At 38.1% G+C, this 25,773-nt stretch carries 24 protein-coding genes; 8 read left to right on the forward strand and 16 right to left on the reverse strand.

Going from position 1 to position 25,773, the window contains the following annotated elements; genetic code table 11:
* Positions 1-5: 5 nt before the first annotated feature.
* The 4 genes from SNE38_RS17160 to SNE38_RS17175 all read right to left on the reverse strand — a co-directional run bounded on the left by SNE38_RS17160 (position 6) and on the right by SNE38_RS17175 (position 4,142).
* On the reverse strand, positions 6-689 hold the full coding sequence (locus tag SNE38_RS17160; protein ID WP_336046965.1) for a general stress protein: 684 nt from the start codon (positions 687-689) through the stop codon (positions 6-8).
* A 78-nt stretch (positions 690-767) separates the two neighbouring features.
* The gene (locus SNE38_RS17165; protein ID WP_336046966.1) at positions 768-2,741 is read right to left on the reverse strand and encodes a methyl-accepting chemotaxis protein; all 1,974 of its coding nucleotides are present in this window, start codon (positions 2,739-2,741) and stop codon (positions 768-770) included.
* A 259-nt stretch (positions 2,742-3,000) separates the two neighbouring features.
* Entirely contained in the window at positions 3,001-3,564 is a 564-nt protein-coding gene (locus SNE38_RS17170; protein WP_191704673.1) for a nitroreductase family protein, read from the reverse strand.
* A gap of 74 nt (positions 3,565-3,638) precedes the next feature.
* Entirely contained in the window at positions 3,639-4,142 is a 504-nt protein-coding gene (locus SNE38_RS17175; RefSeq protein WP_191704672.1) for an amidase domain-containing protein, read from the reverse strand.
* 165 nt (positions 4,143-4,307) lie between these two features.
* Between SNE38_RS17175 and SNE38_RS17180 the strand changes: the two genes are divergently transcribed.
* A complete protein-coding gene (locus tag SNE38_RS17180; protein WP_191704671.1) occupies positions 4,308-5,330 on the forward strand; it encodes a DUF2804 domain-containing protein in 1,023 nt (340 codons plus the stop codon).
* 518 nt (positions 5,331-5,848) lie between these two features.
* Here the strand turns inward: SNE38_RS17180 and SNE38_RS17185 are convergent.
* The 4 genes from SNE38_RS17185 to SNE38_RS17200 form a co-directional block, all read right to left on the reverse strand.
* Positions 5,849-6,649 carry an alpha/beta fold hydrolase gene (locus tag SNE38_RS17185; protein WP_336046967.1) on the reverse strand — a complete coding sequence of 267 codons (801 nt, stop codon included), beginning with the start codon at positions 6,647-6,649 and terminating at the stop codon, positions 5,849-5,851.
* Positions 6,642-7,184 carry a DUF402 domain-containing protein gene (locus SNE38_RS17190; protein WP_336046980.1) on the reverse strand — a complete coding sequence of 181 codons (543 nt, stop codon included), beginning with the start codon at positions 7,182-7,184 and terminating at the stop codon, positions 6,642-6,644. The genes SNE38_RS17185 and SNE38_RS17190 overlap by 8 nt, the downstream gene beginning before the upstream one ends.
* Positions 7,168-7,482, reverse strand: coding sequence for a hypothetical protein (locus SNE38_RS17195; protein WP_336046968.1), 315 nt, complete (start codon positions 7,480-7,482; stop codon positions 7,168-7,170). Before SNE38_RS17195 ends, SNE38_RS17190 begins: the two co-directional genes overlap by 17 nt.
* Before the next feature lie 83 nt (positions 7,483-7,565).
* Positions 7,566-8,276: a class I SAM-dependent methyltransferase gene (locus SNE38_RS17200; RefSeq protein WP_336046969.1), complete on the reverse strand. Its 711-nt coding sequence runs from the start codon at positions 8,274-8,276 to the stop codon at positions 7,566-7,568.
* A 137-nt stretch (positions 8,277-8,413) separates the two neighbouring features.
* Between SNE38_RS17200 and SNE38_RS17205 the strand changes: the two genes are divergently transcribed.
* On the forward strand, positions 8,414-8,767 hold the full coding sequence (locus tag SNE38_RS17205; RefSeq protein ID WP_336046971.1) for a hypothetical protein: 354 nt from the start codon (positions 8,414-8,416) through the stop codon (positions 8,765-8,767).
* Between the two features lie 26 nt (positions 8,768-8,793).
* On the opposite strand, the gene SNE38_RS17210 is transcribed toward SNE38_RS17205, so the two are convergent.
* The gene (locus SNE38_RS17210) at positions 8,794-9,225 is read right to left on the reverse strand and encodes an NUDIX hydrolase (RefSeq protein ID WP_336046973.1); all 432 of its coding nucleotides are present in this window, start codon (positions 9,223-9,225) and stop codon (positions 8,794-8,796) included.
* Between the two features lie 274 nt (positions 9,226-9,499).
* Between SNE38_RS17210 and helD the strand changes: the two genes are divergently transcribed.
* A complete protein-coding gene (helD, locus tag SNE38_RS17215) occupies positions 9,500-11,725 on the forward strand; it encodes an RNA polymerase recycling motor HelD (protein ID WP_336046975.1) in 2,226 nt (741 codons plus the stop codon).
* A 168-nt stretch (positions 11,726-11,893) separates the two neighbouring features.
* The gene (locus tag SNE38_RS17220; protein ID WP_336046976.1) at positions 11,894-12,148 is read left to right on the forward strand and encodes a hypothetical protein; all 255 of its coding nucleotides are present in this window, start codon (positions 11,894-11,896) and stop codon (positions 12,146-12,148) included.
* 278 nt (positions 12,149-12,426) lie between these two features.
* Here SNE38_RS17220 and SNE38_RS17225 read toward each other — a convergent pair whose 3' ends face one another.
* Positions 12,427-13,299, reverse strand: a complete 873-nt coding sequence (locus SNE38_RS17225) for a GNAT family N-acetyltransferase (RefSeq protein ID WP_336046977.1) — start codon at positions 13,297-13,299, stop codon at positions 12,427-12,429.
* A 331-nt stretch (positions 13,300-13,630) separates the two neighbouring features.
* Here SNE38_RS17225 and SNE38_RS17230 point away from each other — a divergent pair, with 331 nt between their 5' ends.
* Positions 13,631-15,634 (forward strand): sensor domain-containing protein, encoded by a 2,004-nt coding sequence (locus SNE38_RS17230; RefSeq protein ID WP_191704663.1) that lies wholly within the window; start codon positions 13,631-13,633, stop codon positions 15,632-15,634.
* Positions 15,635-15,669: 35 nt separating this feature from the next.
* Here SNE38_RS17230 and SNE38_RS17235 read toward each other — a convergent pair whose 3' ends face one another.
* Positions 15,670-16,158, reverse strand: coding sequence for a threonine/serine exporter family protein (locus SNE38_RS17235; RefSeq protein WP_191704662.1), 489 nt, complete (start codon positions 16,156-16,158; stop codon positions 15,670-15,672).
* Positions 16,159-16,184: 26 nt separating this feature from the next.
* Complete coding sequence (locus SNE38_RS17240; RefSeq protein WP_191704661.1) at positions 16,185-16,931, reverse strand: threonine/serine exporter family protein; 747 nt, start codon at positions 16,929-16,931, stop codon at positions 16,185-16,187.
* Between the two features lie 182 nt (positions 16,932-17,113).
* On the opposite strand from SNE38_RS17240, the gene SNE38_RS17245 reads away from it, so the two are divergent.
* Positions 17,114-18,514, forward strand: a complete 1,401-nt coding sequence (locus tag SNE38_RS17245) for a polysaccharide deacetylase family protein (protein WP_191704660.1) — start codon at positions 17,114-17,116, stop codon at positions 18,512-18,514.
* A gap of 52 nt (positions 18,515-18,566) precedes the next feature.
* Here the strand turns inward: SNE38_RS17245 and SNE38_RS17250 are convergent, their stop codons facing one another.
* Positions 18,567-19,325, reverse strand: a complete 759-nt coding sequence (locus SNE38_RS17250; protein WP_191704659.1) for a LamB/YcsF family protein — start codon at positions 19,323-19,325, stop codon at positions 18,567-18,569.
* 84 nt (positions 19,326-19,409) lie between these two features.
* Here SNE38_RS17250 and pxpB point away from each other — a divergent pair, with 84 nt between their 5' ends.
* Both pxpB and SNE38_RS17260 read left to right on the forward strand, forming a co-directional pair.
* Complete coding sequence (gene pxpB, locus SNE38_RS17255; protein WP_336046978.1) at positions 19,410-20,111, forward strand: 5-oxoprolinase subunit PxpB; 702 nt, start codon at positions 19,410-19,412, stop codon at positions 20,109-20,111.
* The gene (locus SNE38_RS17260; protein ID WP_191704657.1) at positions 20,105-21,031 is read left to right on the forward strand and encodes a 5-oxoprolinase subunit C family protein; all 927 of its coding nucleotides are present in this window, start codon (positions 20,105-20,107) and stop codon (positions 21,029-21,031) included. The genes pxpB and SNE38_RS17260 overlap by 7 nt, the downstream gene beginning before the upstream one ends.
* Before the next feature lie 48 nt (positions 21,032-21,079).
* On the opposite strand, the gene SNE38_RS17265 is transcribed toward SNE38_RS17260, so the two are convergent.
* The 3 genes from SNE38_RS17265 to SNE38_RS17275 all read right to left on the reverse strand — a co-directional run bounded on the left by SNE38_RS17265 (position 21,080) and on the right by SNE38_RS17275 (position 25,527).
* Positions 21,080-22,405 (reverse strand): ABC transporter permease, encoded by a 1,326-nt coding sequence (locus tag SNE38_RS17265; protein WP_191704656.1) that lies wholly within the window; start codon positions 22,403-22,405, stop codon positions 21,080-21,082.
* Positions 22,395-23,093 carry an ABC transporter ATP-binding protein gene (locus SNE38_RS17270; RefSeq protein ID WP_191704655.1) on the reverse strand — a complete coding sequence of 233 codons (699 nt, stop codon included), beginning with the start codon at positions 23,091-23,093 and terminating at the stop codon, positions 22,395-22,397. The genes SNE38_RS17265 and SNE38_RS17270 overlap by 11 nt, the downstream gene beginning before the upstream one ends.
* A gap of 298 nt (positions 23,094-23,391) precedes the next feature.
* Positions 23,392-25,527: a beta-propeller domain-containing protein gene (locus SNE38_RS17275; RefSeq protein WP_336046979.1), complete on the reverse strand. Its 2,136-nt coding sequence runs from the start codon at positions 25,525-25,527 to the stop codon at positions 23,392-23,394.
* Positions 25,528-25,773 lie beyond the last annotated feature (246 nt).

Below are 25,773 nucleotides of genomic sequence, written 5' to 3' on the forward strand. Positions count from 1 at the left end.
CATGATTACTTTTTATGTGGACCTTGATAAATACTTAGTTCCTTTGTATGCGGGTCGCGAACGTAACGCTGGTTGTCCTTCAATGGAATTGTATCCGGATCTTCTACTTCATCGCCACGTCCAAACTCACCTGCTACTTCGCTATTCGGAGGCAAAGGTTCATACTTCTTTTTTTGCTCCTCAAATGGAATTGGACGCTCCTCTTCAATATCCCAGCGAATTAAATTCGATGGATTAGAGCGGTTCGTAATCCAATTATCAAGTGTATGCCCTTCCCAGCCCTCTTCATCAAATGGGTCACTGCCCGTTATGAGAATTTTGCCTCCATCGTTAATGATCTTTTCATATTCAAGACGTTCATTTTCCGGTAAGTTTAAGCGACGTAATTTTTCTTCAATAGGTGTTTCTTTCGTAAATAGCGTTTTAAGTATACTGCGGACGCCGTTTGTCGTAATTAGTGAAATTTGCTGATGTCGAGCAATTGAATGGAACTCATCCACATCTTTAGTCAAGACGTAAATATGGGTTCTATCTATTTCTTCACCTGGTTCACCGCCACGTAATTCCTGGAGTTTTTCTAGCAATTCCCCTTTAGTATAGGCGACATCAATCGTCTGTTTTGGTTCATTAAACATTTGCATCCCTCCATCAATTCTTGGTATCAGTCCTTTTCCCCATATATACTTCATAAAACCTATATTAATATAACATCTGCCCCTAACACCGTTAAAAAAGGAGCCGCCAGTATTCCAGCGACTCCTTTTATATTAAATTTTATATTCTTTAACAATTTTATTAAGCTTATCAGCAAGTTCTGCCAACTGCTCCGTTGTCGTTGCGACGTTACTCATCGTTGCGCTCGTTTCAATAACCGTGGCAGTTGTTTCTTCTACACTTGCTGTTGTTTCCTCAGTAATTGCTGAGATTTCCTGCATGGACTGATTAATTACCTGTCCCTCACTGCTCATTGCCTGTAATTGCCCAAGGACTTGCTTCGTAAATGCATCCATTTGCAAAACAGACTCCTCGATTTCCCTAAAAGTTTCGGCCGTATCGGAAAGTTGTGCCGTACCTGTTTCAATGGTCGCAAACCCTTGCTGCAATGAGTTGCTTAATTCATGGGCGCCTTGTTGAATCGTACCTACAATTACTGAAATCTCCGTTACCGATTTCGCCACTTGTTCAGCAAGCTTGCGTACTTCTTCTGCTACAACGGCAAACCCTTTTCCATGTTCCCCTGCGCGCGCTGCTTCGATAGAGGCATTTAAGGCAAGTAAGTTCGTTTGGTTGGCTACATCTTCAATAATATTTACGAAAGAAGAAATTTGTCCAACACGCTCCCCTAAACCGTCCATTTTATGAATAGCCGTGTGCATAATGTTATGGATTTGTTGCATTTGCCCATTGGAAGTCTGCATCTTCTTTGTACCTTCCGATGAAAGCGAAAGCACATTACCGGAAACTGATTCAAGCTTTGTTCCTTGTTCTGCCGTTTCCTTTAATTCGTTCGAAAAATTAGTAACAGCTTCATAGACTTCCGAAATCTCATTCGTTTGCATTTCTATTCCACGTGATAATGTTTCCATTGTTTCAGCAATTGCCTGAGCTCCCGTCGACACTTCGCTTGTCGATTGAGCGAGTATAGCACTTTTGGAGCTTACACTGCTCGATGCATTTGAAACTTCCTTAATCATTTTATGTAGATGTTCCTGCATTTTTTTCATATCTGTCATTAACTGCCCAATTTCATCTTTACGATTATGGTTTTCCATACGATGTGTTAAATCACCTTCACTTAATACATGCAAAAGCTTTGAAGTGTGAATAATCGGCTTAGTTAATGTGCGACTGTAAATTAACGCTACCATTACAGCAAGAATAATGGTGATTATTAAAATGATACCTCCCATACTTACCATCGAGTATATAGTAGATTGGGTTGCCTCAATATTTTGAGTTAAATGTAACCCTCCAATAACAGTTGCTGCCGTCGGGTCTTGCAAAGGTAAAAAGCTTTCAATCACTTTTTTATCCTCATTTTTTATTTGGGTTGCCTCTCCATTTAAAACAGCAGAAATAGCATTCCCCTTTAATTGCATCCCGATATTTTCTTTTTCCGATGCTTCTACAATTTCTCCATTTGTATCAAGCAACTGCAGCTCCACATTTGGCAACAGACTTTGAACATTGGCTACAAATTCTTTTCCAAAACCAATTTGTAAAGTCCCGATTGTTCGTCCATTCCATTCAACCGGCGCAAAAGCTCTAACAGTCAATCCGCTTGAACCATATTCAAAACCGCTATATGTATTTCCTTGTAGGGCACCTTGAATGGCGTCAATTTCGGATTTATCATCTCCGTATTGGGATGGATTATGTCCTCTTACATGTACAGTCCCATTTTCATCACCAATTTCGAAAATGGCCAGCTTGTGCTGTTCACTTAATCTATTAAACAGCGCTTCTCCGTTAGATTGTATAGAGGGGCGTTCTTCTTCTAAAAGTAACTGCTGTATTTCCGGATCCTTTGCATATAGCTCAACTAAATATTGCAGCTCAGCTGCTGTCTGTTCAAAATACTTCGTTACAGAATGTTCAATTTCTTTTTGTTGGGCATACTGTACTTCTTCAAAACTCTCAAATGTTGTAAAGTAATTGTACGTAACCGTAACCAAAACGGGAATAATGCCAACTAATAATAATATGATTATTAGTCGCGTTTTTAAGCTTTTATAGCGCATAGTTACTCCTTCTTAGAAAACTGGTTTATTTTAGTATATTCCTATAATTTCCTTCTTCCAACTGCCATTTTATTACTTATTTACCTCAATTTCAAATCTAATTTTATGTTTAGACAAAAAAGGTTTTTAAAGCAAGACCACATCATTCTACAGCTTTCCGGAAAAAGCGGAAATTCCCCGTCTAATTGGTTAAAAATATCCGAACACATAAAAAAGAATGCACGGGAACATGTTGATTTCCTCATGCATTCTCATACTATTAAATCTCGAACTCTGTTACAAAATCCGTAAGCTCTTTACGCACTCTTGCTTTTGGCAGTTCATCAAAATAGCCGAACTGGAACATTGAAATTACCCGTTCATGTGGTTGAGCTTTTAATGCTTCACGGAATTTCGGATTATCTAAAAATCCAGGTGTTTTCCAGCATGTACCGATACCTTTTTCCCACGCCAGTAGCTGCACGTTTTGTAAATAGCAAGAAGCCGCCGCGTAATCTTCTAGGCGTTCTTTTTGACGAACATCCTCTGTCACTAAAACAAATGCGTAGGCACCCGCTAATGTGAACTTTTTCATTTGAGCAGCAAGTGCATCTTCTGAAAGTTCTTCCCATTTCGGAATAGCGAGATTTCGGAGTAATTCATGTACTTTTGGAAGTTGCTCGCCCGCGCCTACTACTACACGCCAAGGCTGACGGTTGCCATGATTTGGTGCCCATTTTGCTTCATCCAAAATTTCGAACACTGCTTCCTTATCAACTTGCTGTCCGTTAAATAGTTTAATTGATCGACGTTGTAATACTGCATCTCTTACTGATAATGTCATCGACAAAACCCCCTTCTGTTACTATTACTACCTTATCATGAAATTTCAACATTTAACATATTTAGAAGGGTGCTTTACAACGTAAACTCATCCTCAATATGAAAGAAATAGTAGCGCATTTGTGGCGTATAGGCTGTGGAGTCCTCATAAGAATATTCTCGGTCGGCACTGTTCGACGTGTGGGCATTTACATATGGAATACCTTGATCAATTCGCGTTACAATCGTACTATGATCAATTCGTCCGTCCCCCTGGAAATCATAAAAAATGACATCCCCCAACTGTAACTCCTCTACTGAATTTACCCTTGTTGCCCGTAGACCCTGCTTTGACGTTTCCAAATACCAGCGTAGTGAATGGGCAACAGTCCAGCTATAGCTCCAGCGTTCATTCAAGCCAATCATCCACCAGCCTTGCCCACGATTCGGTGCCCCGCGCATTGGCGCACCTCCAGCATATAAACATTGTGAAATAAAATTTGTACAGTCATCCTGAAATCTAGGAAACTCAGGATTAAAGCTATCCCACCATTTATTGGCATAGGCCACTGCAGCCATTCGATTATAGTATGAAGCCAACTTTTTTCTCCTTTTTTCACAGCCTATGTCGAATTTCTTCCTTTTATGTACTTTGTATGAATGTAGAGTGAAAATACCCTGTTTTTGTAAATGTTTGATACAATTATTTTAACTGTATATGATCAAATAATTAATTTTTTATAGAAAGTTTAAGGGGGAATTTAGATGAGACAACACGCAGAACGGGAAATCGTCCTTCCAACGGTTCTATGCGATAAAAAAGGCAACCTGAATCCGGAGGCAATCGGATATGCACGAACACCAATTATCGATTGCAATCTATCCGGTCATTTTATGCGCAAGAAAAAATGGAATTATTGGTGTGTCTTTGGTGAGGAGATTTTATTTTCCGCAACAATTAGTCATTTAGATTATGCTGCAGTGTGCTTCGTCTATTTTCTCGAGTATGAAACACAGCGCTATTTCGAAAAAACAATTTTAATTCCACTTGGGGCAAATGTAAAAATGCCTGAAAAAGTATTGGAAACCATTCAATATAAAAATAGTGAAATGTCGATTGAAATGATGTACTCCAACAATGAAACTCATTTAACGGTCAAAGCACCGGATTTTGACGGGGACCCATTACATGCAGAGCTGACGATTGAGCACCCAAAAAATGATGAATCACTTAATGTAGTCATCCCATGGAATCGTCGAACATTTCAATTTACAGCGAAACATCATACTTTACCGGCTTCTGGTGTCGTACATATTGGCAATCGCCGCTTTACATTTACTCCTGAAGAAAGTTTTGCAGTCCTTGATTACGGACGTGGAATATGGCCTCGTGAAGCAGTATGGAATTGGGGAATGGCCTCACAGCGCGTTCGCGGTCAACGAATCGGCTTAAACTTTGGGGGGAAGTGGACAGACGGTACAGGAATGACGGAAAATGCAGTTTTTGTCGATGGAAAGATGACAAAAATACATGAAGATGTATTATTTCACTATGACCGTACCGATTTTATGAAGCCATGGGCCGTAAAATCGAAGTTCAGCGGGCAAGTCAATTTAATGTTTACGCCATTTTTTGAACGAGTTGCTGAAACCAATGCGAAGGTCATCGTTTCCTCTGTTCATCAAATGGTAGGCTACTATGATGGATTTATTCAGCTTGAAGACGGTACAACTTTACAGATCCAGCAAATGCTTGGCTGTATTGAAGAGCATATGGCGAAGTGGTGAAAATAAATATACGGGTAATAGGTCTTTTTTGACTATTACCCTTTTTTACTAATTTGAAGAATTCCTGCTCTTTATAATTTATTGAGAGTATTGGATATTTCTTGAATCAACTCTTTGTGCATGTACAAATCCCCTAAAATAAATACGATAAAGATTAATAGATATATCCCCAAATATAATTTCGGTCTTTTAGAAGATATTATATAAAAGATATGTGACGTAAGAAATGTAAGCAAAACTATGGTAAACAAACATAATTGATATGCTTTGTTAAATAGCAGCATGATTAAGTAGGCTTGAGCGGGACTCTTTTGCCCATCTAACACATGACTTATTTCTTTATTGATTAACCCCTCTTCAATTGTAAGTACCATCGCTTCTTCATCGTAGTAGTAACTATAACCAGTAAAATTAAAATTGGTTTTCGATATGGAAATTAGAAGTATTACAATTGCAGAAAAATAAATAACTGCTGGTAATAGTCTGTTATTTATTTTAGTAATAGCAATTCCTCCCCTTTAAATATTTGACTGAACAAAAGAGGTGAGCAGGTCATTGAATTCCGCGTAGTTATCATAATTTGCATTATGAGAAGCATTACGGATAATTTTTAATGGATACCCGGTCTTGTCTGCCCAACTATTATTATATTTTCTAACATAGCCGGTCTTGTCGTATTCCCCATAAGTAATTAGAACAGGGCAGTTAAACTGCACTTCCTCTTCTATTTTCAGAAATTCACCATAAACAGCACTTGCTGCTTTCAACATATCCTTTTTTCCTAAGCCCACTAATGTTTTGTACATATTTTCTCTTGCTTCATCTGTTCGTGTACTAGCTTTTGCGCTTGCTTTACAGTAGTAGCTATACGGGTACATTTTGGCAATGGTAGAATAGTGTTTAATCCAAAATAGCTCTGACTTTTTATAGTAATTTTTACCAAATGGTGTTGTGCCTACCCCTATGAAACCTAATACTTTGTCTTCAAATTCCTGAATGAACGACTGCGCAATAAAACCTCCCGCTGACTGTCCCACTAAAAATATTTTATCTATGTTCTCCTGATTGAGTATTGTTAATAGTTCTTCATTAACATTTGTGAAAGTGAAACCTTCATAAGGTCTGGATTTTCCATGTAAAGGGTAATCCCAAGTTATCAATTTATATTCATTAGCCAAATACTCAACTTGCTTATCAAAAAGGGTATGATCCGCTGTTAACCCATGACAAAAAACAATAGCAAATTTCTGAAGAGGAACTATTTCGTTCGTCCAGTAATAGACCGTCCCCCTGCATGATTGAATAGACTTCTCAATCATTGACTATTCCTCCTGAAAAAGTATTACTCTTTTCTATAGTAATTTTATAGTTAAAAGGAAAGATACTATTCGCCACGTCCTGTTTTAATTTTTCTAGAGCCTTTAACGCTTCATTTTTCAGATCTTCAGGGTATTGAAATTTCATACTATTTACTTCAAATTCGTCTTCATCTACAACTTTCCAGTCTTCGTTTTTTCTTTTTATAAAATCCAAGTCCAAATCTATAAAACTAATTTCATTCTGATTTAAAACAGAAGGCATCGCTATGTTGCAATAGGCGGAAATTAATGCCCCTGTCCCCTCTTCAATTTCCATTGCTGCCGTATACCATTTTTTCAAAGGAAAATACTCGATCGAGGTATTATTGATAATATATATGTCTTCTTTAGAATGGTGTATTAGTTTCCTTCCTGGTTTACAAAGCACTAATAGGTAATCCTCCGTTTTTTCAAGAATTTCTCCCTCCCACTCATAATGAGGGATGTTTGGAAATTTTAACGCTTTAATTTTTAGGATCTTATTCAAATTCATCATTCCTATCAAGTTTTTCTACTTGTGAAGTCCAAATTCTATAAATATATTTACCGTTTTCTTCTACTTTATCTTTATGTACAATAAGCTGTAGGTTTAAATAATCTGCCCATTGCGGAAGCAGTTCGGTTAAAAAATCATTTACTTTTTCATCAGGCGTTGCATAACCAACATTTAGTTCTCTAAATAAATAAAGCGAGATATCCGGATATAATGAGTGTGTCCATTCATACACTTCCATCTCAGAATCAAAAATCCTCTTATCTTCTGGATATTGTCCATTTACCCATTTTAACTCCATAAAACATATCCCCCTTTAGCGTGAGATTCAATAAGAAAAAAGCTTTTCCCCATCTTGGAATAACGCACCGTTTTGTTGAAGATCTATTCATTATTTTTTCTAACGATATAAGATATTGCATTAGTTTTTAGCAATACTGGCTTCCCATTTCGAATAATATTGTACTCTAAGGGTTTTACTTCTGATTTCAATACTTCCCACCCTATGTAGAAGCTACTTATTTTTTTCATCATATCTTTTGTTGAAAGATTGATTTCCATAAGTGCATTTAGTTTCTCATTCGTTTCTACGTCTGTTTCTGTAACTTCAGAGTTCACAATAATACAATTTAGCCCGTTATTTTGAGTACCATCTACCATTTGCTGAATTGTTTTATCTAACGCTATTTCTGATTGAACGTGCTCTAAGCTTGAGATGGCTACGATTAAATCATATTCATTTTTATTGATTTTAAAAGATCCAATATCAGCTTTTTTCGTGACTATTACTTCTTCTACCCTATATTCTTTACTATATTGCCTTAATTTTTGTATTGCCGAATCCAGCAAATCAACACACACAACTTTGCCATTTTTCTGCTTTATTGCTTCAGCTATTGGAATACTATTTCTACCCACTCCACAACCTAAATCTAGAACTTTTACATTTTCTTTATTATTAAATATATCTAATAAATCGATTACCGTTTTTACAGGTTTGTATAACCAGGAACCGGCTTCAAATAATTTATAGTTATCGTAACAATAATCATGATACTTCTTTTCTTCACTTCGAATGAAATCAATGTTAGCCAATGCTTTTCCCCATCCCTTACAGCGATAAAATCATCTACCAATTTCACCTATATTTAAAATAAAAACAAATTACATCTTTAGGTGCTTTTTTTAGAATCCTTTAGTAATATTAAACTATTAATTTTAAGGAGGGCATAATGAACACGAAACAATTAAATGAGCAGTTTTATTCGAAAAGAGAACTTGCTGGTACAACCAACCATTGCATATGTGGAGATTGTATTTTTTATGCGGAGCAAATTATGAATAATGATGCGCTTGTCGAGTTTTTACATAGTAAGGGCCTCGACCCACGAAAAGCAGATGAAGTCTGGTGTTACCTTGAAAAAGGAAGTTATAAGTATTACACGGTCGATTTTTTTGAAGTGTACGCAGATAAAGAAGAAACGTATACTTTCAGAAACGCAAAAATTACTATTCAGGACAATATTTACGCTGAAAAAGAAACATCTCGATACGCTTGCACAATCGATGTTGTTTTTAAAATATAGCGGTGAATTCCTCTCTTCCTTTGCTCTTAAAAATCTATATAAAAAGGGTGATTACTTTCATCTAGACAGCATTCAATTCTTTGTCGGAAATTCCCCACTGTCACCATGTTTAAAGCTTCTTCAATTTGAAAAAATCCTACTTGTAAGCTTTCAGGAGAAGTTGTACATTGTCCTCCAACAGGCTTAGCTAGAAAGAGTGTGTTACAAATTGATTTTTTTACATTTTGGAAAATCCCGCAAAACTTTATTACTTCAACATCTATACCGGTTTTTTCTTTTGTCTCCCTAATAGCAGCTTCTTTTAGCGATTCCCCTTCTTCTACTTGACCTCCTGGCATCTCCCAACCTCTCAAAGGTCCTTTGATTAACAGAACTTCGTTTTGATCATTAAGTACAATTGTTGCTGCTGATACAATATGTTTCGGGGGACTATAGATTTTCGTTGTACTTTGTTCCAATAAAAACGCTCCTTCTTTATTTAAATCATTAAATACCCTTCTACACAACAATACCATTATATGGTTTTTATTAACCTAAAATATTTTGAAACCAGCTAAGTTTTTTAAGTCCCTTAGATAAAATTTCTTTATATCCCCAACCTATTTTCTGTTACATCAACCTCCCCCATTTAAGACATGTCCTTGAATGTACGCTTCGTATTTTGATAAGATTATTATCTGACAATGTTACAGACTCAGAAAAAATTAAAACATTGATGATAGGGGGAACGACATGACGGTAAATGAAGATTTCAAACAAGAACAGCAACGGTTGTATGATACGGTTCATTATATGGATCAGATTTTGCATAGTTCGAAAAGAGATATCGAAACAGCTCAGGAAAATATTCGCTCCGCAATGACCAATGTGGAATACTTGGATTCGAGTGACAGCTTCTTAAATATTTTAATGAATACTCGCTTTTTCGAATTGGCTCGCAACCAAAAGGAAGGCTTAGAGGCGATACGCCAAAAACCATATTTTGCGAGAATTCATTTTCAGCGTGAGCAGGAAAATGAAGAATTTCTTTATATCGGTAAAACATCCCTCTTCCATAGCGAAACGCATGAACCCATCGTTGTCGACTGGCGTTCCCCTGTTGCAAATGTCTATTATGACGGACGGTTGGGTGAAATTACATATGACGTTCGCGGTGAAGAGCATACGGGACATTTGTTTGCAAAACGACAATACAAAATCGAAAACGCACAGCTACTCGACTACCGGGACGTCGATTTAACAACGAATGACGAGCTGCTTCAAGAGGCACTCGAAGGTAAAGCTGATGTGCGCCTGACCGAAATCGTCTCCACAATACAGAAAGAACAAAACGAAATTATTCGAGCCCATCTTCGCCAACCGATTCTCGTACAAGGAGCAGCAGGGTCAGGAAAAACAACGATTGCCCTGCACCGGATTTCGTACTTCCTCTATACGATGGGCGATCATTTCAATCCTGAACAGCTCATGATTTTAGCACCAAACCGTTTATTCATCGACTATATCGCAGACGTTTTGCCTGAGCTAGGTGTCGATAAAATTTGCCAAACGACTTATGCTCAATATGTACTTGATGCGTTAAATCTTAAATTAAAGCTGCAAAATCCAAACGATCAGCTCGAACAGCTAGTAGCCGATCAGTCATCCATACATGATGACTGGCCAATTCCGAAAATGAAAGGCAGTCCATTTTATGAGCTATTGATGAATCGCTATTTACAGCATTACGAAGCACAATTGGCCACTTTATTTGATGATGTGTTTATTGAAAAATACCGGATTATGAAAGGCGACCATTTGCGGAAGCTGTTTTTGGTAGAATTTCAATATATGCCTGTTGAGAAACGGCTCGAGCGTATAAAAAAGGTCATTCAAACCGAAGTAAAACGGAAAACATCCGCTGTTCTAACTACATTAAATACACGCTATGAAGACGCGATTGGTCGTGCACTCAATGGCATGCGGGATGCGGAAAAGCGCCGGCATACCGTTACAAAACTAATCGATGAACGTGATGACCGCATTCCAAAAATTAAACAGGAAGCAAAATCCGTCGCTTCGTCCTATATGAAAAAATTCCAGAAAGTAAAAATTAAGCAACTATACCGAACGCTACTTACAAGCCGTGATTTATTATTTGAATTGGCTCCCGAATGGACTATGGAAGAAACAGAGTTATTTTTAGAGGCACACCAAAAAGAGCAATGGGCACTTGAAGATTTAGCAGCCCTTTTATTTTTACATGCGAAAATTAAAGGGATTGAGGATAAATGGAAAATGCGGGTCGTCTTTATTGATGAAGTGCAAGATTACAGCTACTTCCAGCTTGCTGCATTAAAGACGGGTCTTGAAACAGATATGTTCACGATGGTCGGCGATTTGGCACAGGGTATTCACAGCTATCGATCCCTTACAGAATGGCAGCCTGTCCTTGAGCTTTTCCCTCGTGCAACGTATGCTACACTTCAAAAAAGCTACCGGACGACTATTGAAATTATGGAAGTCGCCAATGAAATTTTAATGCAGATGGACGAGGACTTACCACTCGTTGAACCCGTTGTCCGTCATGGAAAAAAGCCTGAGTTTATCACAGCGGAAAACTTTGATGACAACATCATTAAAGACGTGCTGGCAAAAATCCGCGAAAACCGGCATCAATCCATTGCACTCATATGTAAAACAACAAATGAAGCTGTTCAGTTGGTCGGGCAGCTTGAAAACTCAGATATCCCTGCACAGCTGCTCGACGAAAATTCGGCAATCGATCAGCAAAAGCTTCTTGTCATCCCAAGTCATTTAGCAAAGGGATTAGAGTTTGATGCAGTTATTCTCACGTCATTTGACATACCGTATTTTAAAAATGCGCTTGATCGGAAGTTGCTGTATGTAGCCTTAACCCGTGCCATGCATGAACTTTATTTGATTGGTCCTTCGAAAGAGGCTTTTTTAATGAAGTGAGTGGTAACATGGAAGTTTTATTATTGGAAGCACCAATCGTATGCTATATAATGCGATTGGTGTTTTTTGTGATTTATAGGTTCAAAATTACAATTAAAATAATTTAAAACCCGATAATACTCCCTAAAAACAAACCCGAGGACATGTGAAATTGCGCCTCCTAAACCTATGAAGTTTCCTAATCGATTAATAAATGAACAACATCGCTTGTTAGTCATTTTAGGGAATTCCACTGACTATCAAAAATTAAACTTAAGTTATCAAGATATTGAAAAAATAAATATAGTTGGAGATGCGAAGCAAGGTAGTTTCCATCACCCATTTGATTATATAATTGAACTGAAAGTTAAAAATGAAAATAAAATTTATCAATTTAAATGCAAGGGACAAGGACCTTGGTGCGAGGAAAAGGAATTAAACTAACTGCTCCGTTAGTTGGAGAACATCGCCTTATATATAGATTTCTCAACTCTTTCCAATATCTAATTAGCAAGTGTTTTAACAATGGAATTAACAAAGGCACATAAATTTATGCGATGTTACTGATCCCTGTACTAATTGCGTACGTGTATATAAATAAATGGTGTAGCAACAACGAAAACAAGGACATCAATTCATATGCGAATTGTGTCCCTGAACACTATTTTTTATATTGTTTTCTCCCTATTAACCGAAGCTGTTAGTAAAATTTGCTCATCTTTTTACCCAATATAAATATAATAATCCAACTGTGATGACTTCATAAAGCCGGCCTTTTCATATACACGGAGTGCACCCATATTTTCAATCTCCACATCAAGTAAAACGGTCTTATCACCAGAACGAATCGCATAGTCCTTCACGAAATTTAAAATCTGCGTACCTACACCTTGGCGCTGTCTATTCGGAGATACAGCAAATGCAGTTATCCATTGTACTTCGCCTTCTTTACGAGTTGTCACAGTTCCGACAACTTCCCCATCCGTTTCCGCTGTCCACATTACTAAGCCTTCTGTCGTCGTATTAAACTCGATCAGCTCCAATGATTCTTCACGCATATCGCCAAAAGCATCACTAAAAATTGAAATGAGCGCTTCGGTATCCTTTTGCATGAAAGGACGTAAAGTTACCGCCCCCTTATTCTCCATAACTTCCGCATGGGCCTCTAAAGTCGCTTCAGAAAAACTGTATAAATACCCGTTTTGCTGTAAAAACTCTTTTCCATATTTAGAGCCTTCCACTACTAGAGCGAGCTCCCCTTCACTTTTACGTATCGCCATTCCTTCTTTTAGCACGTTTAAAATCGCTGTTCCTATTCCAAGCTGACGATACATTGGGGCAACCAGCATCGACCATTCATACGTATTTAAGCCCATTAGATCCACCGCAGTTCCTGCCCCAACTAATATATTTTTTTCATCATCATATACTAGAACATAAAACCCGCGTATTTCATAACTTTTTGCAATTGTTAAATTCATAACTTGATTTAATAGGATGCCATCACAAACAGCCGCTGTTTTACATAAATTTTGTACTTCTTCATATGTTTCTTGATCTAAAGGAAACGACACAGTAATTGCCGATAAATTCATTCTTTCTACTCCAATTCTATCTTCTATAATGTTTCTATTTTAGTAAAGCTCACGTAGTTACGCAACAATAGCGCGCAATAATCCCTTTTTTAATGCATACAAAATAATACCCTTATTTTTCTCCTAGTTATACACGACAATAAGAGTACGACATTCTATTGATGTCAATTACAATAAATATGTATAATTTTAACTACTCTTCTTTCGAAATTAAGGTATAATAATCCTATTAAATGCTTATATATGTATATAATTAAATTTTTTTAATGACCAATGGATGTTGCCTCATTATAATTATAGTAATAATTTATTAAACAAGGAGATTTAGCGTATGACAAATGACCAAACTCTTTCTGTTAAAATTGAACCAATACTAGTTACTCCTTTCCCTTCTTTTATACTTCTATCAAATGGAACAATCGTTAAAGAAAATTTTCATCATTTTGGCTATTCAGAACATCAAACTAAAGAACTAAAAGAAAATCCTGTTTTCCACACACTTTTTTCAGAAGTAAGTAACGAGACTATGGAGTCCATCTTAACAAGTCCTGTAGCTTTATGTTTACACAACGTTCCAATAATGATGGAAGCCGGGCCTTCCAAAATATGTACGCTATATACAAAACCTATCTCCTTTGAAAATAAGGAAGCCATTTTCGTTTTATGTATTCCTAATGAAGAGATTCGTTTATTGGATGACGAAATGCAGCATTTAATAGATTTAAAGAGCGGTATTCATCAATCATTTATGACTGTGACACTGGATCAAGATGGTTTTATCATACAAACCAACCAACAATTTTTAAAGGCAAGCCATTGGACACCAAAGCGTGTTCTCGGTAAAACGTTTTGGCAACTATTCCCGAGTAACGGTGAGTCAGAAAAGATTGCTCAGGAAATTTGGAAAACATTACAAAACGGGCAAATCTGGCAAGGTGATGTGGAAAAGGTTACGAAGGACGACGAACCTTATTGGGTGCATTTAACCGCCATTCCAATGCTTGGACCGGCACCAGAGCTAAATCAATATTTTCTTATTGAACGAAATATTACAAAGGAAAAGTCGATTCAGTTCCAGCTTGAAAAAATTGCCTATATCGATACTGAAACAGGGTTGATCAATGTGCACCGCCTTGCACAAGTCGTCGATGAAATGATTCAGGAAGGTCGTCACTTTTCGTTTGTTTACTTAAGTATCGATAAATTTTATACCATTAAAGATCTGCATGACGGTAGTGCTGAGAAATCACTTATCATGGAATTCACAAAGCGTCTGAAAATGTATTTCCAAGATAGTACAATGGCCCGTATTAACGAAAACGATTTCGTTGTGATAACACCTCTGCCTGAATGGTTTACACAAGGTTTCCTGAATTATTTGCAGCAAAACCCAATATACAATGGAAATATTGCTGTTCCCCTTTCCATAAGCGGTGGCATTACTCGCTACCCTGAAGACCAATTGACCTTTACACACTTGATGAAGGCATCATTGGCTTCCATTACGTCTGTCCGTAATGCAGGTGGTGACCGAATTGTTTCGTTGTCAAAATCTTCACATGTTACATTGAATCGTAACTCAATCATTGAAAAGCGTTTATTGCTTGCATTAGATCAGAAAAATTTACATGTACTCTACCAGCCACAGCTCGATGTAAAAACAGGAAAATTTATAGGTGTGGAAGCATTAGTTCGCTGGGATGATGAGGAAATTGGTGTCGTATCTCCAGATGAGTTAATTCCAATAGCGGAGGAAACAGGTCTTATTAATAATATCGGTTCATTTATGCTCGAAAAGGCATGTGAGCAAGCCGTTCTTTGGAAAAAGGCTGGTCACAATATTAAAGTAAGTATTAACTCTTCTGTCCGTGAGTTCCGTGACAAAAACATGGCAAAATCGATTTTGGCTACTCTTGAACGTACAGGTTGCCCTGCCGATTTACTGCAAATCGAAATTACAGAGAAATTTGCACTGGAAGCAGAAGCCGAAACAAGCATCATTAAACAGATGCGTACGCTTGAGAACGAAGGAATTGTTTTTGTGTTAGATGACTTCGGTACAGGCTACGGCTCATTCCGTTATATGCAGCTATTGCCGATTTCTATTTTGAAAATCGATCAAACCTTTATCCGCTCTCTGAAGTTGGAAAAAACGCAGCAGCTCGTTAATGGCATGGTACAGCTTGGCAAGTCGATGAATTTAACTGTAGTTGCAGAAGGTGTTGAAACAGAAGAGCAAAAAGAATTCCTAACAAATATCGGCTGTGATATTTTACAAGGGTACTTTATTAGTAAACCAAGCTCTCCTAATGGCATTTCATCTTTACTTGTATAGTAAAGAAGCTCGTAAGGCAACTGCAAAACAGTGCATTACGAGCTTCTTTTTTTCGATTTCATAAAGGATTGCATTGAAGTCTTCCCCTGGCTCAATAGCCGGAATATAATTTGCATAAATACTTCTGCGAAAACAAGCCCCATAGCGATGGCTCCAGATATCATAAATGCCCGCATCCCATTTTGCAGCCCCATAATATAATCGAGCTCCATAACATTACGCATTGTATTGTAGGCTATTCCTCCAGGCACAAGCGGAATAATTCCTGAAACACTAAAAATAATCATTGGCATTCTAAATTTGCGTGCAAAGAAATACGCTACTAATGACACAACAAATGCCCCCAGAAAAGAGGCTTGTACCTCGTCGACTCCGATATCAATCATGACATAATAAATTGCCCAGCCGACCGCACCGACTAAGCCACATGCTGGAATTGTTTTTGTTGGTGCATTAAAAATTACACCAAAGCACGCTGTTGCAACGAAACTAATAACAATCTGAATAAAAACACTATCCAACATCTAGCTTTCCTCCCTATAGTAAAATTTTAAAAGGACAGAACAAGTGCAATACCCGAACCAATCGCAAACGCTGTTAGGAACGCCTCAGCGCCTTTTGCCATTCCTGCTGTAAAATGCCCAGCCATCATATCCCGTACCGCATTTGTAATAAGCAAACCAGGAACGAGCGGCATAACCGAGCCAATAATGATTTTATCGATTTCTATTCCGTAGCCATAATGAATTGCAGCAGATGCCACAATACCTATGGCCACCGCGGCAAGAAATTCCGAGAAAAATTTCACGCGCGTCATGTTATGAATAATGGTAACGATATATAAACCTAACCCTCCTGCAATAAAAGCAGCCGGAATGTCTTTCACGGTCCCGTTAAACAGCAGTAAAAAGGCACCGCTCGCTATACTCGCAGCAAGAACCTGAATGGCTATTGGAAGGAAATAATTCGTTTTTTCTATTTTCTTCAACTCTTCATAAGCTTGTTCAATTGATATTAGGTGGGATGTAAGCTTACGCGAAACATTATTAACAAGAGCAATTCGATGTAAATCCGTAATTCTTGTTGGAATCGATGTAATTCGTGTAGGTTGCGTTTTACCAAGAGAAAAAATAATTCCTGTTGGCGTTACGTAGCTTTGTGCATCCATCATGTTTTGAGAACGGGCCATACGCAACATCGTGTCTTCCACTCGATACGTTTCCGCACCACTTTCAATCATGATACGGCCTGCAAGTAAAAAGCAGTCTATTGCCATTTCAGTATGTTCAGCATCCATACGATGGACCTCCTTCCACTTCTTAGCTCATATTACTTGAAGCACCAATAAAATAACAGCCTTTTTTCATACAATATATGCTACTATGATAGTGTATTTTCTAAAATGTTTAATTAATTTAATATATTTTTTATAGCTTCACTTGAATGTCCATTTTTAATAGAAAGGAACCGAAGTACATCATGACAAACCCTTACAGAAAACGTCGTGGTCCTTGGATTGATTTAACCCTCATTAGCTCTATCATTTTACTGGGAGCTATTACTATCTATTTAACTGTTTTGAGCGATAACCCTCTTTTTCCGAGCAGTGAGGAAACATCTGCAAAAGAGCACGAGTCCACTACAAGTGAAGAGCCATCAATTTTTCCTGGTGTAAAGATTGTCACAGACATTTCAAATGATAAAAATATGCCTTTCGCAATCCAATATCCACTTACGGAATACGAAGCGTTCAATCAAGCGGTCAATACGTATATCGAAGAATCAAAAGAATATTACATAAGCATGATGCGCCTTCAGCAAAATGTAAATGAATTAACTGGCGAACTAAACATTAGCCTCAATACATTTGAGTATGACCATTACTACTCCTTCGTATTAACGAATAAGACGATTTTAAATGCAGTGGAGCAACAGACAACAATCACAACATTTTTAATCGACAATGAAACCGGTGAATTATTCGATATTCGCACACTCCTGAATGAAGATCTAAAAAGTTTGGAAACCTTTGCTGCACATGTTCAATCTGAAATTGCAAAGAACGCAGCCTATAAAGATTATATTAAGGAAAAAGAGCTCGCTTCTGCCACTCAACCGAAATGGCGATTATTTAAGCGCTTTGCATTAAAGGAAGATTCCCTCATTATTTACTTTAATGAAGGAGAAGTGACAGAACTTGAAGCAGGAATGCCGACAGTGGAAATGTCTCTATCATTCATCAACCCGCTTTTAGCCTCGGATTTCCAAATTGAGATGCAGGCAGAGGAAACGATTGTTCCGAAAAATGATAAGAACCCTTCAAAAAAACGAATTGCACTTACGTTTGATGATGGACCACACCCGGAAGTAACGAAACAGATTTTACTACTCTTAGAAAAATATGATGCAAAGGCAACTTTCTTCATGCTTGGCAGCCGTGTTCAATATTATCCTGAATTGGCGCTTAAAGTGCGTCAGGCTGGTCACGAAATTGGCAACCATTCTTGGACACACGGTGTTTTAACGAAAATGTCTCCATCGGAAATTCAAAAAGAGTATGAATCTACAGAACAGGCCATTATAAGTGCTACCGGTGAAAATTCGACTGTATTCCGTCCGCCGTATGGAGCGGTTAATAATGAAGTACGTAAGCTTATCCCTTGTAAAACGGTTAACTGGACAATTGATACCCTCGATTGGAAGCACCGTGATTCAGAAAAACTTCTGCCAATGCTAAAAGATGGATTACATAACAATGCGATTGTGTTAATGCATGATATTCACCAATCTACCGCAGACGGATTAGAGCCAGTACTCGCCTATTTACAAGATGAGGGCTACGAGTTTTTAACTGTTACTGAAATTTTGAAGTATCACTAGAATATGACGAAAGGGTGATTATCTCTATTATCGAGATAACCACCCTTTTCTTTTATTGAAATGCCTTTACTACAATACCTTGCTGCTCCAATTTCGTACGGGTCAGCTGGGCAAATTGTACGGCATGCTCCCCGTCTCCATGCACACAAATACTATGTGCCTGAAGTGGGAATTTCGTATTCTGAACGGAAGTGACTGTTCCTTCCTTTATCATCTCTATTATTTGTGCGACAGCCCTTTTTCCGTCTGTAATAAGAGCATTTGATTCGTTGCGCTTTGTAAGCGTGCCATCTTGCTGATACGTCCGATCTGCAAATACTTCGTGCACGGTTTTTAAGCCCACTTTTTCTCCTGCCCTCGTCAATTCACTCGAAGCTAAGCCATATAAAATTAGCTCAGGTGATACATCATATACAGCTTGCGCAATTGCTTGTGCTATCTTTTCATTTACCGCTGCCATATTATAAAGCGCTCCATGTGGTTTAACATGTTGCATTTTCACCTTTTTAGTTGTTAAAAACCCTTGCAGTGCACCGATTTGATAAACGACGATATCATATGCCTCTTGAGGAGAAATCTTCATTTCCCTGCGCCCGAAGCCATTTAAATCAGGAAGTCCCGGATGCGCGCCGATTTGCACATTGTTTTTTACTGCAAGCTCCACCGTTTCGCGCATGACGCTTGGATCTCCTGCATGAAACCCACAGGCAATATTGGCAGACGTAATATAACGTAAAACTTCCTCTTGCTCCCCCAGCTTATATCGCCCAAAGCTCTCGCCTAAATCACAATTTATATCAACCGTATACATAGCCTCTCCCCCAGCAACTGTCTGAATGTTATGCTATTATCATGCCATATATAATGTTTCATTCCAATAAAGAGGTGAAATTCTATGCCGGTTTTACAATTCAGGCAACTAAGCGACAACGCACTATTTGTTCAATTTAGTACGACGATTAATGAGCAAGCACACTACGAAATACAGCAAGCCATTACGATGCTCCAACAACAACCTTTCCCTGGATTTATCGAACTTGTGCCGAGCTATACGAATTTTTGTGTTTATTATAACCCATATATTGTTCGGACGTCTTTACCGTTCAAACCATTTAAAACGAGCGCTGAAAAAGTACAAAACTATATTGAAAACCTACTTAAACATCCGGAAAATTTCCCCTCGGAAACTGGCCGGTTAATTGATATTCCTGTTCTTTACGGTGGTGAATATGGTCCTGACTTAAACGATGTTGCACGTGTTAATGGATTAACACCGGAACAAGTGATAGATATACATACCTCTAAACAGTATCTCGTCTATATGCTCGGCTTTGCACCTGGGTTCCCATTTTTGGGCGGAATGGATAAACGGATTGCAACACCACGTCATTCCACTCCAAGACTACAAATCGCGGCTGGATCAATAGGGATTGCAGGAGAACAAACAGGCATTTATCCACTTGCAACACCAGGCGGATGGCAAATTATCGGTCGGACTATGACACCATTATTTTTGCCTGACAAAAAACCTCCTACATTATTGCGAGCAGGTGACCGTGTTCGATTTGTAGCCGTAAAGGAGATCACTTCATGCTAAAGGTTATGAAACCAGGAATTTTTTCTACAATTCAAGATGGAGGGCGAACTGGCCATCAACAATATGGCCTTATTGCAAGTGGTGTGATGGATTCAGTTGCCTATCGAATTGGCAATGCGCTGCTAAAACAATCCGATAAAGCAGTAATTGAAATGACATTAAATGGAGGGTCATTCGAATTTAAAAAAGCTACAGCATTTGTTTTAACAGGGGGAATGATGCACGCAACACTTAATAATCAGCTAGTTCCCATGTATAAAGTCATTTCCGCTAAAGCAGGTGACGTATTAACGTGTGGGACAATAATAAATGGCGCAAGAAGCTATTTCTGTATTGCAGGAGGATTTTTAGTAGATGAAATACTCGGTAGTCGAAGCACATATTTAAAAGCAAAGTTCGGCGGTTATAAAGGTCGGTCACTGCAACGAAACGATGAAATTCCTTATGAAGAAACGTGGGTAAAATACCCAGCCTATCAAGTGAACATAAAGAACTTTTACGGAAATTCACCAATTCGCATATTACAAGGTACCGAGTGGCTGCAATTTAGCCGTGGTATGCAAACTAGCTTTATAAATCAATCTTATACAATTTCAAACAAATCCGACCGTATGGGCTATCAATTAGAATCCCACACGTCCATACTTCTTGAAAAACCGTTTCAATTACTTTCCGAAGCCGTCACATTCGGGACGATCCAATTGCCACCGAGTGGACAGCCAATTCTATTAATGACAGACCGACAGACAACCGGAGGCTATCCGAAAATTGGGCAAGTAATTAGCGCAGATCTACATCGCTTAGCACAACTTACTCCACAACAGAAGCTCCAATTTCAACTTGTGTCACTCGAACAGGCCGAAGAAGCGTATTTTGAACTGGAACAGCAATTACGCTTGATCGAAGCCGTTCTGAAATAGAAAAACCTCGTAAAAGAAGAGTTCTACTTTTACGAGGTGGAATTTTTCTTACAATTCTTGTCTTAATGCCTGCATTACTTCGATTTTCGTTGCTTTTCGTGCCGGTCTTAATCCTGAAATCATCGCAACACCGATACTAATTGTTGCGGCAATCACTACTAACTGCCATGGAATAGCTGAAAATTGGATATTGCTGAAGTTTGCTTCTCCTGTTGCTGCCTCTAAAACAATCGGCAGTAAAAGATTAGATGCAAAACTTACTAAGTATGAGATCGCAATAGCTAGGACAGTCCCAATAACACCTATAAATGTACTTTCCATTAAAAATAGTCGCTGAATCAGTTTCGGGCTCGCCCCAATCGCCTTTAATACACCAATTTCCCGTGTACGCTCTGTTACTGCCATTGTCATCGTATTGAATATACCAATTGATGCAATCAGTACTGCAATCGTCCCAACAAATATCAGCCCTACTTTTAATACTAAGAAAAAGATATTTAATTCATCAAGCTGTTCGGTAACAGAATAGACACCGTAGCCTTTTCCACGTAAATCTTCCAAGATCGGCTTCACGTATTCTAAGCTTTTTGCATAAATATCATAACGCTCATTAAATAATTGGAAATCACTCGCGCTGTCGTCAACCATTACTTGCTTAAAGCTGTTTTCAAGAGCTGTACGCTGTTCATCCATCATATAAATTCTATTTTCAATTACCCATTGGTATCCAGGTCTTGGCATTACACCAACAATCGTATATGTCATACGCTCTGAAAGCTTGTCCGGATTATCATGCGAACTTATCGCAAGTTCAATCTCCTTACCGATTAATGAACTCTTATAGCCTTCTTCTTCTCCGTTATAATAAGTACCCTCTGCTTCTGCCGCTTTTGATTTTTCCTCGATCAATTTGCGGTCCGCCTCATTTAATAACGTTTGACCGAAATGATAACCGACAACAATTTCATTTTCATTTTTCGGGTATGTGCCTTCTGCTAACGGCTTTGCTATAGAGGCATAATCAGTGAAGTTCGTTAACCGGACACCAGAAATTGTCTCACGGTCTTCAAAAAAGCTTTTCGCCTCTGCATCCATTGTCGTTGTTTTTAAAACAGTTTGTACATTTTCTACCGATTCAATTTCTGCTACTTCCTCTGCCGTAAACTGTGCGTCTCCGCCCATAACCTCAATTTTTGTGACGCTTTGATTCGATAAAATTTCTTCCTCCATTGAAGCCTGCAGCCCAAATCCGATTGAAGCAAGAACGATTAAAAATGCACAACCCATTGTAGCGGCAAGCACCGTCATAAATACACGTAGTTTGTTTTTCTTAATATGCTGCAAAACAAAGTCTATTTGGTCTTTAAATAACACGGTGATCACCATCCTTTACTAACTTGCCATCATGCATACGGAAACGTTTATCCGCTATCATCGCAACTTCCTCATCATGCGTAATAATAATAAATGTCAAATCAAGTTCACGATTTAACTGCTGAATAAGCATCAGAATATCTTGCTCAGTTTCCGAATCCAGGCTCCCTGTAGGCTCGTCTGCCAATAATATTGGGGCATTCGTTACAAGTGCTCGTGCTATACTGACACGTTGCTGTTGCCCACCTGATAGTTCGTTCGGGTAATGATCCGCTACTTCCGTCAAACCTACCTTCTTCATAATCATTTCAACACGTGTTCTGCGCTCTGAAATTTTCATCCCTTTTAACTTTAAAGGTAATTCAATATTTTCAAACGCTGTTAAACTTGGCATCAGTTGAAAGTTTTGAAATATAAAGCCATAGTTATCCAATCGAAACTTGGCGCTTCCTGCTTCATTAAGTGACGCAATTTCCTGTGCATTGACGACAATCGAACCATGCTCTGGCTTCATAAAACCAGCTAATATTTGAAGTAATGTAGATTTACCCGAGCCACTTTTCCCTACGATTGCCACAATCTCTCCGCGCTTTACATCAAAGGATACATCCCTCAGCACGGGTACTGTTTTTTCCTTCCCTTTTTTACCGATTGAAAATGTATGTTGTAAGTTATTCACTTTAATCATCATTGTTCACTCCTTTTCCCATACATTCAGTGTAAACGATAAATCTTAATATTTAGAAAGGCTAAAAATGAAGATATTCTTAAGAAATAGAGGTAAGTACAATAAGTTGCGATTTTCCTTTGGCGGGAGCTGCATAACAAAGGGGGTCTGCCTATATCGTTACGTTCCAGGTGCGTCGCTATGCCTACGCTCAAAGGTTTACCAAGGGAAACGAAAAGGGAAGGCAACTTGTCACTTCACTAGTTCTTTCAAATAAAAAAACCGCAAGCACATTCTTTGTGCCTGCGGTTATATATTGTTAAAATCCTACCGTTTGCTGCTTTTCAAAGGTTTTCCCATTGAAACTTGTTACCTTGGATGGAGACACTGTAAACAATTGATCATCTACATATAATAATCGTTGTACTACATTATAATAATCTTCGTATTGTTCACCAGGACGTGCCTTTTCCATCATATCAGCAACAAGCTCAATTCCTGAAGCAGTTACTTTATAAATGTGTGCACCCGTTCCTTCATACTTTAATCGGTCTTCCTCTTCTGTCGGTGAGTAAAGTGTTACAGGGAATCCATAATAGTTTTGGCGTGGATCTCTGAATAACGCTTTATGGTCGTGTTGGACAGTAGAATATGTGCCGCGTCCTCCTATCACAACCGCTTGTTTTTCTTTCGGATTATTGAAATCTGTTACATCAAACAAGCTCAGTTTCATACCTTTCGTTAAAACGATTGGCTCTTTAGAACCTTCTTCCATTCGAACTTCCGTATCATAGCCAATTCCAAGTAAATGATTTTCATCAATCGGATGCAGGTAATTACTGAAACCTGGAATTTTCAGCTCCCCTAATACTTTTGGAGCTTTCGGATTTTCTGTATCAATGACAAACAGCGGGTCAGTTTCTCTAAATGTTACTAAATACGCTTTATCACCCATAAAACGAGCAGAGTAAATACGTTCGCCCTTTGCTAAATCCTTGACTGCCCCAACCTGCTTCATATTTTCATCTAAAATAAATAAATGATTTTTCGAATTTGCTGCAGTTCCCCAGGCGTTGCCTTCTGTCGTGGCAATACGGAAGTGACCATCATGCTCATCCATTGAAAATTGATTTAATATAGAACCTGTTACTTCTCCTTGTGCCTCCATTTTTAAAGCTGTTTTATCTACTGAAATTTTGTAGATTGTCGTTTCATTATTTTGTGGTGCTGGCATGATATTTGAGACGGTTGTATCTGCGGTATCAATTTCCGGCCAGAAACCGTAATGATTCGTTGACGCAATATAGATCGCATTTTCGGACATATACATTTGACCGCTGCTTCCTAAAAAGCTCTCTGTTTTCCATTCATTTGACTTCACATTGCTGACATCGATAGCCGAAACGATCAAATAGTTTGGCTCATTGCTTTCCGGTAAAAGACGGATTTTATCAATTGGCATAACCGTTTCCTTTTTACCATCATACGTAGACGGACGCAACTCAACATTCGGTGTCTCTTGAAGCAGCCAGTAGTTCGGTGTAAGACTCGACACTACATATAAAAAGTTCCCAGATTTGCGAATGTTTAATATTCCTCCGTCATGGCCTACTTCACGTACCAATGCTGCATTCTTAGCATCGCTAACATCATAAAACGCTACTGTTGATACGGATTTTCCGTCATAAGGTTCTTTCTGTGTTTGAACATAAGACGAGTAACCAACAATTAGTGTTTTATCATGTATCATTAGATGATTCGGATAAATATCTTTACCAACTGTTATACGCTTCACCACTTTTAAATCTTTCGTATCGACAATCGCTACCTTGTTATCAATAATCGTGTAAATATATCGACCATCTGTAACCGTAATGTCACCTTCATCAATACCCTCTACTTGATTATTTGTAGTAGAATGACTCGGCCCCCCGCTACTTGGTGCACTTGTATCAGACTTTGCGGATTCCTCTGTTGCCATATCGTTTGTTACCATATCGTTAAATCGATTCGATAATGCGTTTTCTGCCGCTAAAAACGCGCGAAAATAATCTTTTAAATCTTCAGTTGTAACAATATTTTTTACTTTCTTAACGACTTCAAGTGCCACAGACTGTTCCTGCTGCAATTTAGTTTTCTTAGAAAAGGCATCTTTTTTGATTTGAAGTGTGTATTTCCCTAAATTTAACCCATCTACAGATAAAATTTTCCCACTGCTATCAATCGAAAGTTTAGCCTTTGTAGCCTTCTCATTTTCATCTAATACAACGATAGAACCATCCGTTAAACTTCCCTTTGTAATTGGTTGCTTTAAAGTAATCGAATACGTTTCCCCTTCAAATAAAATACCCGTTGCTTGCACTTCTGTGTTTTTAATAAAGAAAAAATAGCCAAATACTAAAACCGCGCCAAGTGAAGTAATGAGCCCCATTCCAAAAAGCTTGCCATTTTTCATAAAAACCCTCCTTTTCCATACTTTTGTATTTAATTAGACTTGGAAATAACGGAAAGGTTACAAAGCAAAAAAATTTTTTTATGAAATTCACAAACTTTTGCAAATAAAAAACCTCCGTTTTAGATTATGAACTGAACCCCGAATAGTGGACACTTTAAAAAAAAGTGACCTATTCGGGTTTTTTCTATTTTCATTACTAGAAATCCTCGTTATACTGACCATACGATTTAAGAACGGGAGAACATC

Source organism: Solibacillus ferritrahens, from assembly GCF_037027585.1.
Lineage (GTDB): Bacteria > Bacillota > Bacilli > Bacillales_A > Planococcaceae > Solibacillus > Solibacillus ferritrahens.

Coding starts and splice junctions, on each gene's coding strand:
- SNE38_RS17160 (WP_336046965.1), bottom strand. CDS start 689: ATGAAGTATATATGGGGAAAAGGACTGATACCAAGAATTGATGGAGGG.
- SNE38_RS17165 (WP_336046966.1), bottom strand. CDS start 2,741: ATGCGCTATAAAAGCTTAAAAACGCGACTAATAATCATATTATTATTA.
- SNE38_RS17170 (WP_191704673.1), bottom strand. CDS start 3,564: ATGACATTATCAGTAAGAGATGCAGTATTACAACGTCGATCAATTAAA.
- SNE38_RS17180 (WP_191704671.1), top strand. CDS start 4,308: ATGAGACAACACGCAGAACGGGAAATCGTCCTTCCAACGGTTCTATGC.
- SNE38_RS17185 (WP_336046967.1), bottom strand. CDS start 6,649: ATGATTGAGAAGTCTATTCAATCATGCAGGGGGACGGTCTATTACTGG.
- SNE38_RS17190 (WP_336046980.1), bottom strand. CDS start 7,184: ATGATGAATTTGAATAAGATCCTAAAAATTAAAGCGTTAAAATTTCCA.
- SNE38_RS17195 (WP_336046968.1), bottom strand. CDS start 7,482: ATGGAGTTAAAATGGGTAAATGGACAATATCCAGAAGATAAGAGGATT.
- SNE38_RS17205 (WP_336046971.1), top strand. CDS start 8,414: ATGAACACGAAACAATTAAATGAGCAGTTTTATTCGAAAAGAGAACTT.
- helD (WP_336046975.1), top strand. CDS start 9,500: ATGACGGTAAATGAAGATTTCAAACAAGAACAGCAACGGTTGTATGAT.
- SNE38_RS17220 (WP_336046976.1), top strand. CDS start 11,894: ATGAAGTTTCCTAATCGATTAATAAATGAACAACATCGCTTGTTAGTC.
- SNE38_RS17225 (WP_336046977.1), bottom strand. CDS start 13,299: ATGAATTTATCGGCAATTACTGTGTCGTTTCCTTTAGATCAAGAAACA.
- SNE38_RS17230 (WP_191704663.1), top strand. CDS start 13,631: ATGACAAATGACCAAACTCTTTCTGTTAAAATTGAACCAATACTAGTT.
- SNE38_RS17235 (WP_191704662.1), bottom strand. CDS start 16,158: ATGTTGGATAGTGTTTTTATTCAGATTGTTATTAGTTTCGTTGCAACA.
- SNE38_RS17240 (WP_191704661.1), bottom strand. CDS start 16,931: ATGGATGCTGAACATACTGAAATGGCAATAGACTGCTTTTTACTTGCA.
- SNE38_RS17245 (WP_191704660.1), top strand. CDS start 17,114: ATGACAAACCCTTACAGAAAACGTCGTGGTCCTTGGATTGATTTAACC.
- SNE38_RS17250 (WP_191704659.1), bottom strand. CDS start 19,325: ATGTATACGGTTGATATAAATTGTGATTTAGGCGAGAGCTTTGGGCGA.
- pxpB (WP_336046978.1), top strand. CDS start 19,410: ATGCCGGTTTTACAATTCAGGCAACTAAGCGACAACGCACTATTTGTT.
- SNE38_RS17260 (WP_191704657.1), top strand. CDS start 20,105: ATGCTAAAGGTTATGAAACCAGGAATTTTTTCTACAATTCAAGATGGA.
- SNE38_RS17270 (WP_191704655.1), bottom strand. CDS start 23,093: ATGATTAAAGTGAATAACTTACAACATACATTTTCAATCGGTAAAAAA.
- SNE38_RS17275 (WP_336046979.1), bottom strand. CDS start 25,527: ATGAAAAATGGCAAGCTTTTTGGAATGGGGCTCATTACTTCACTTGGC.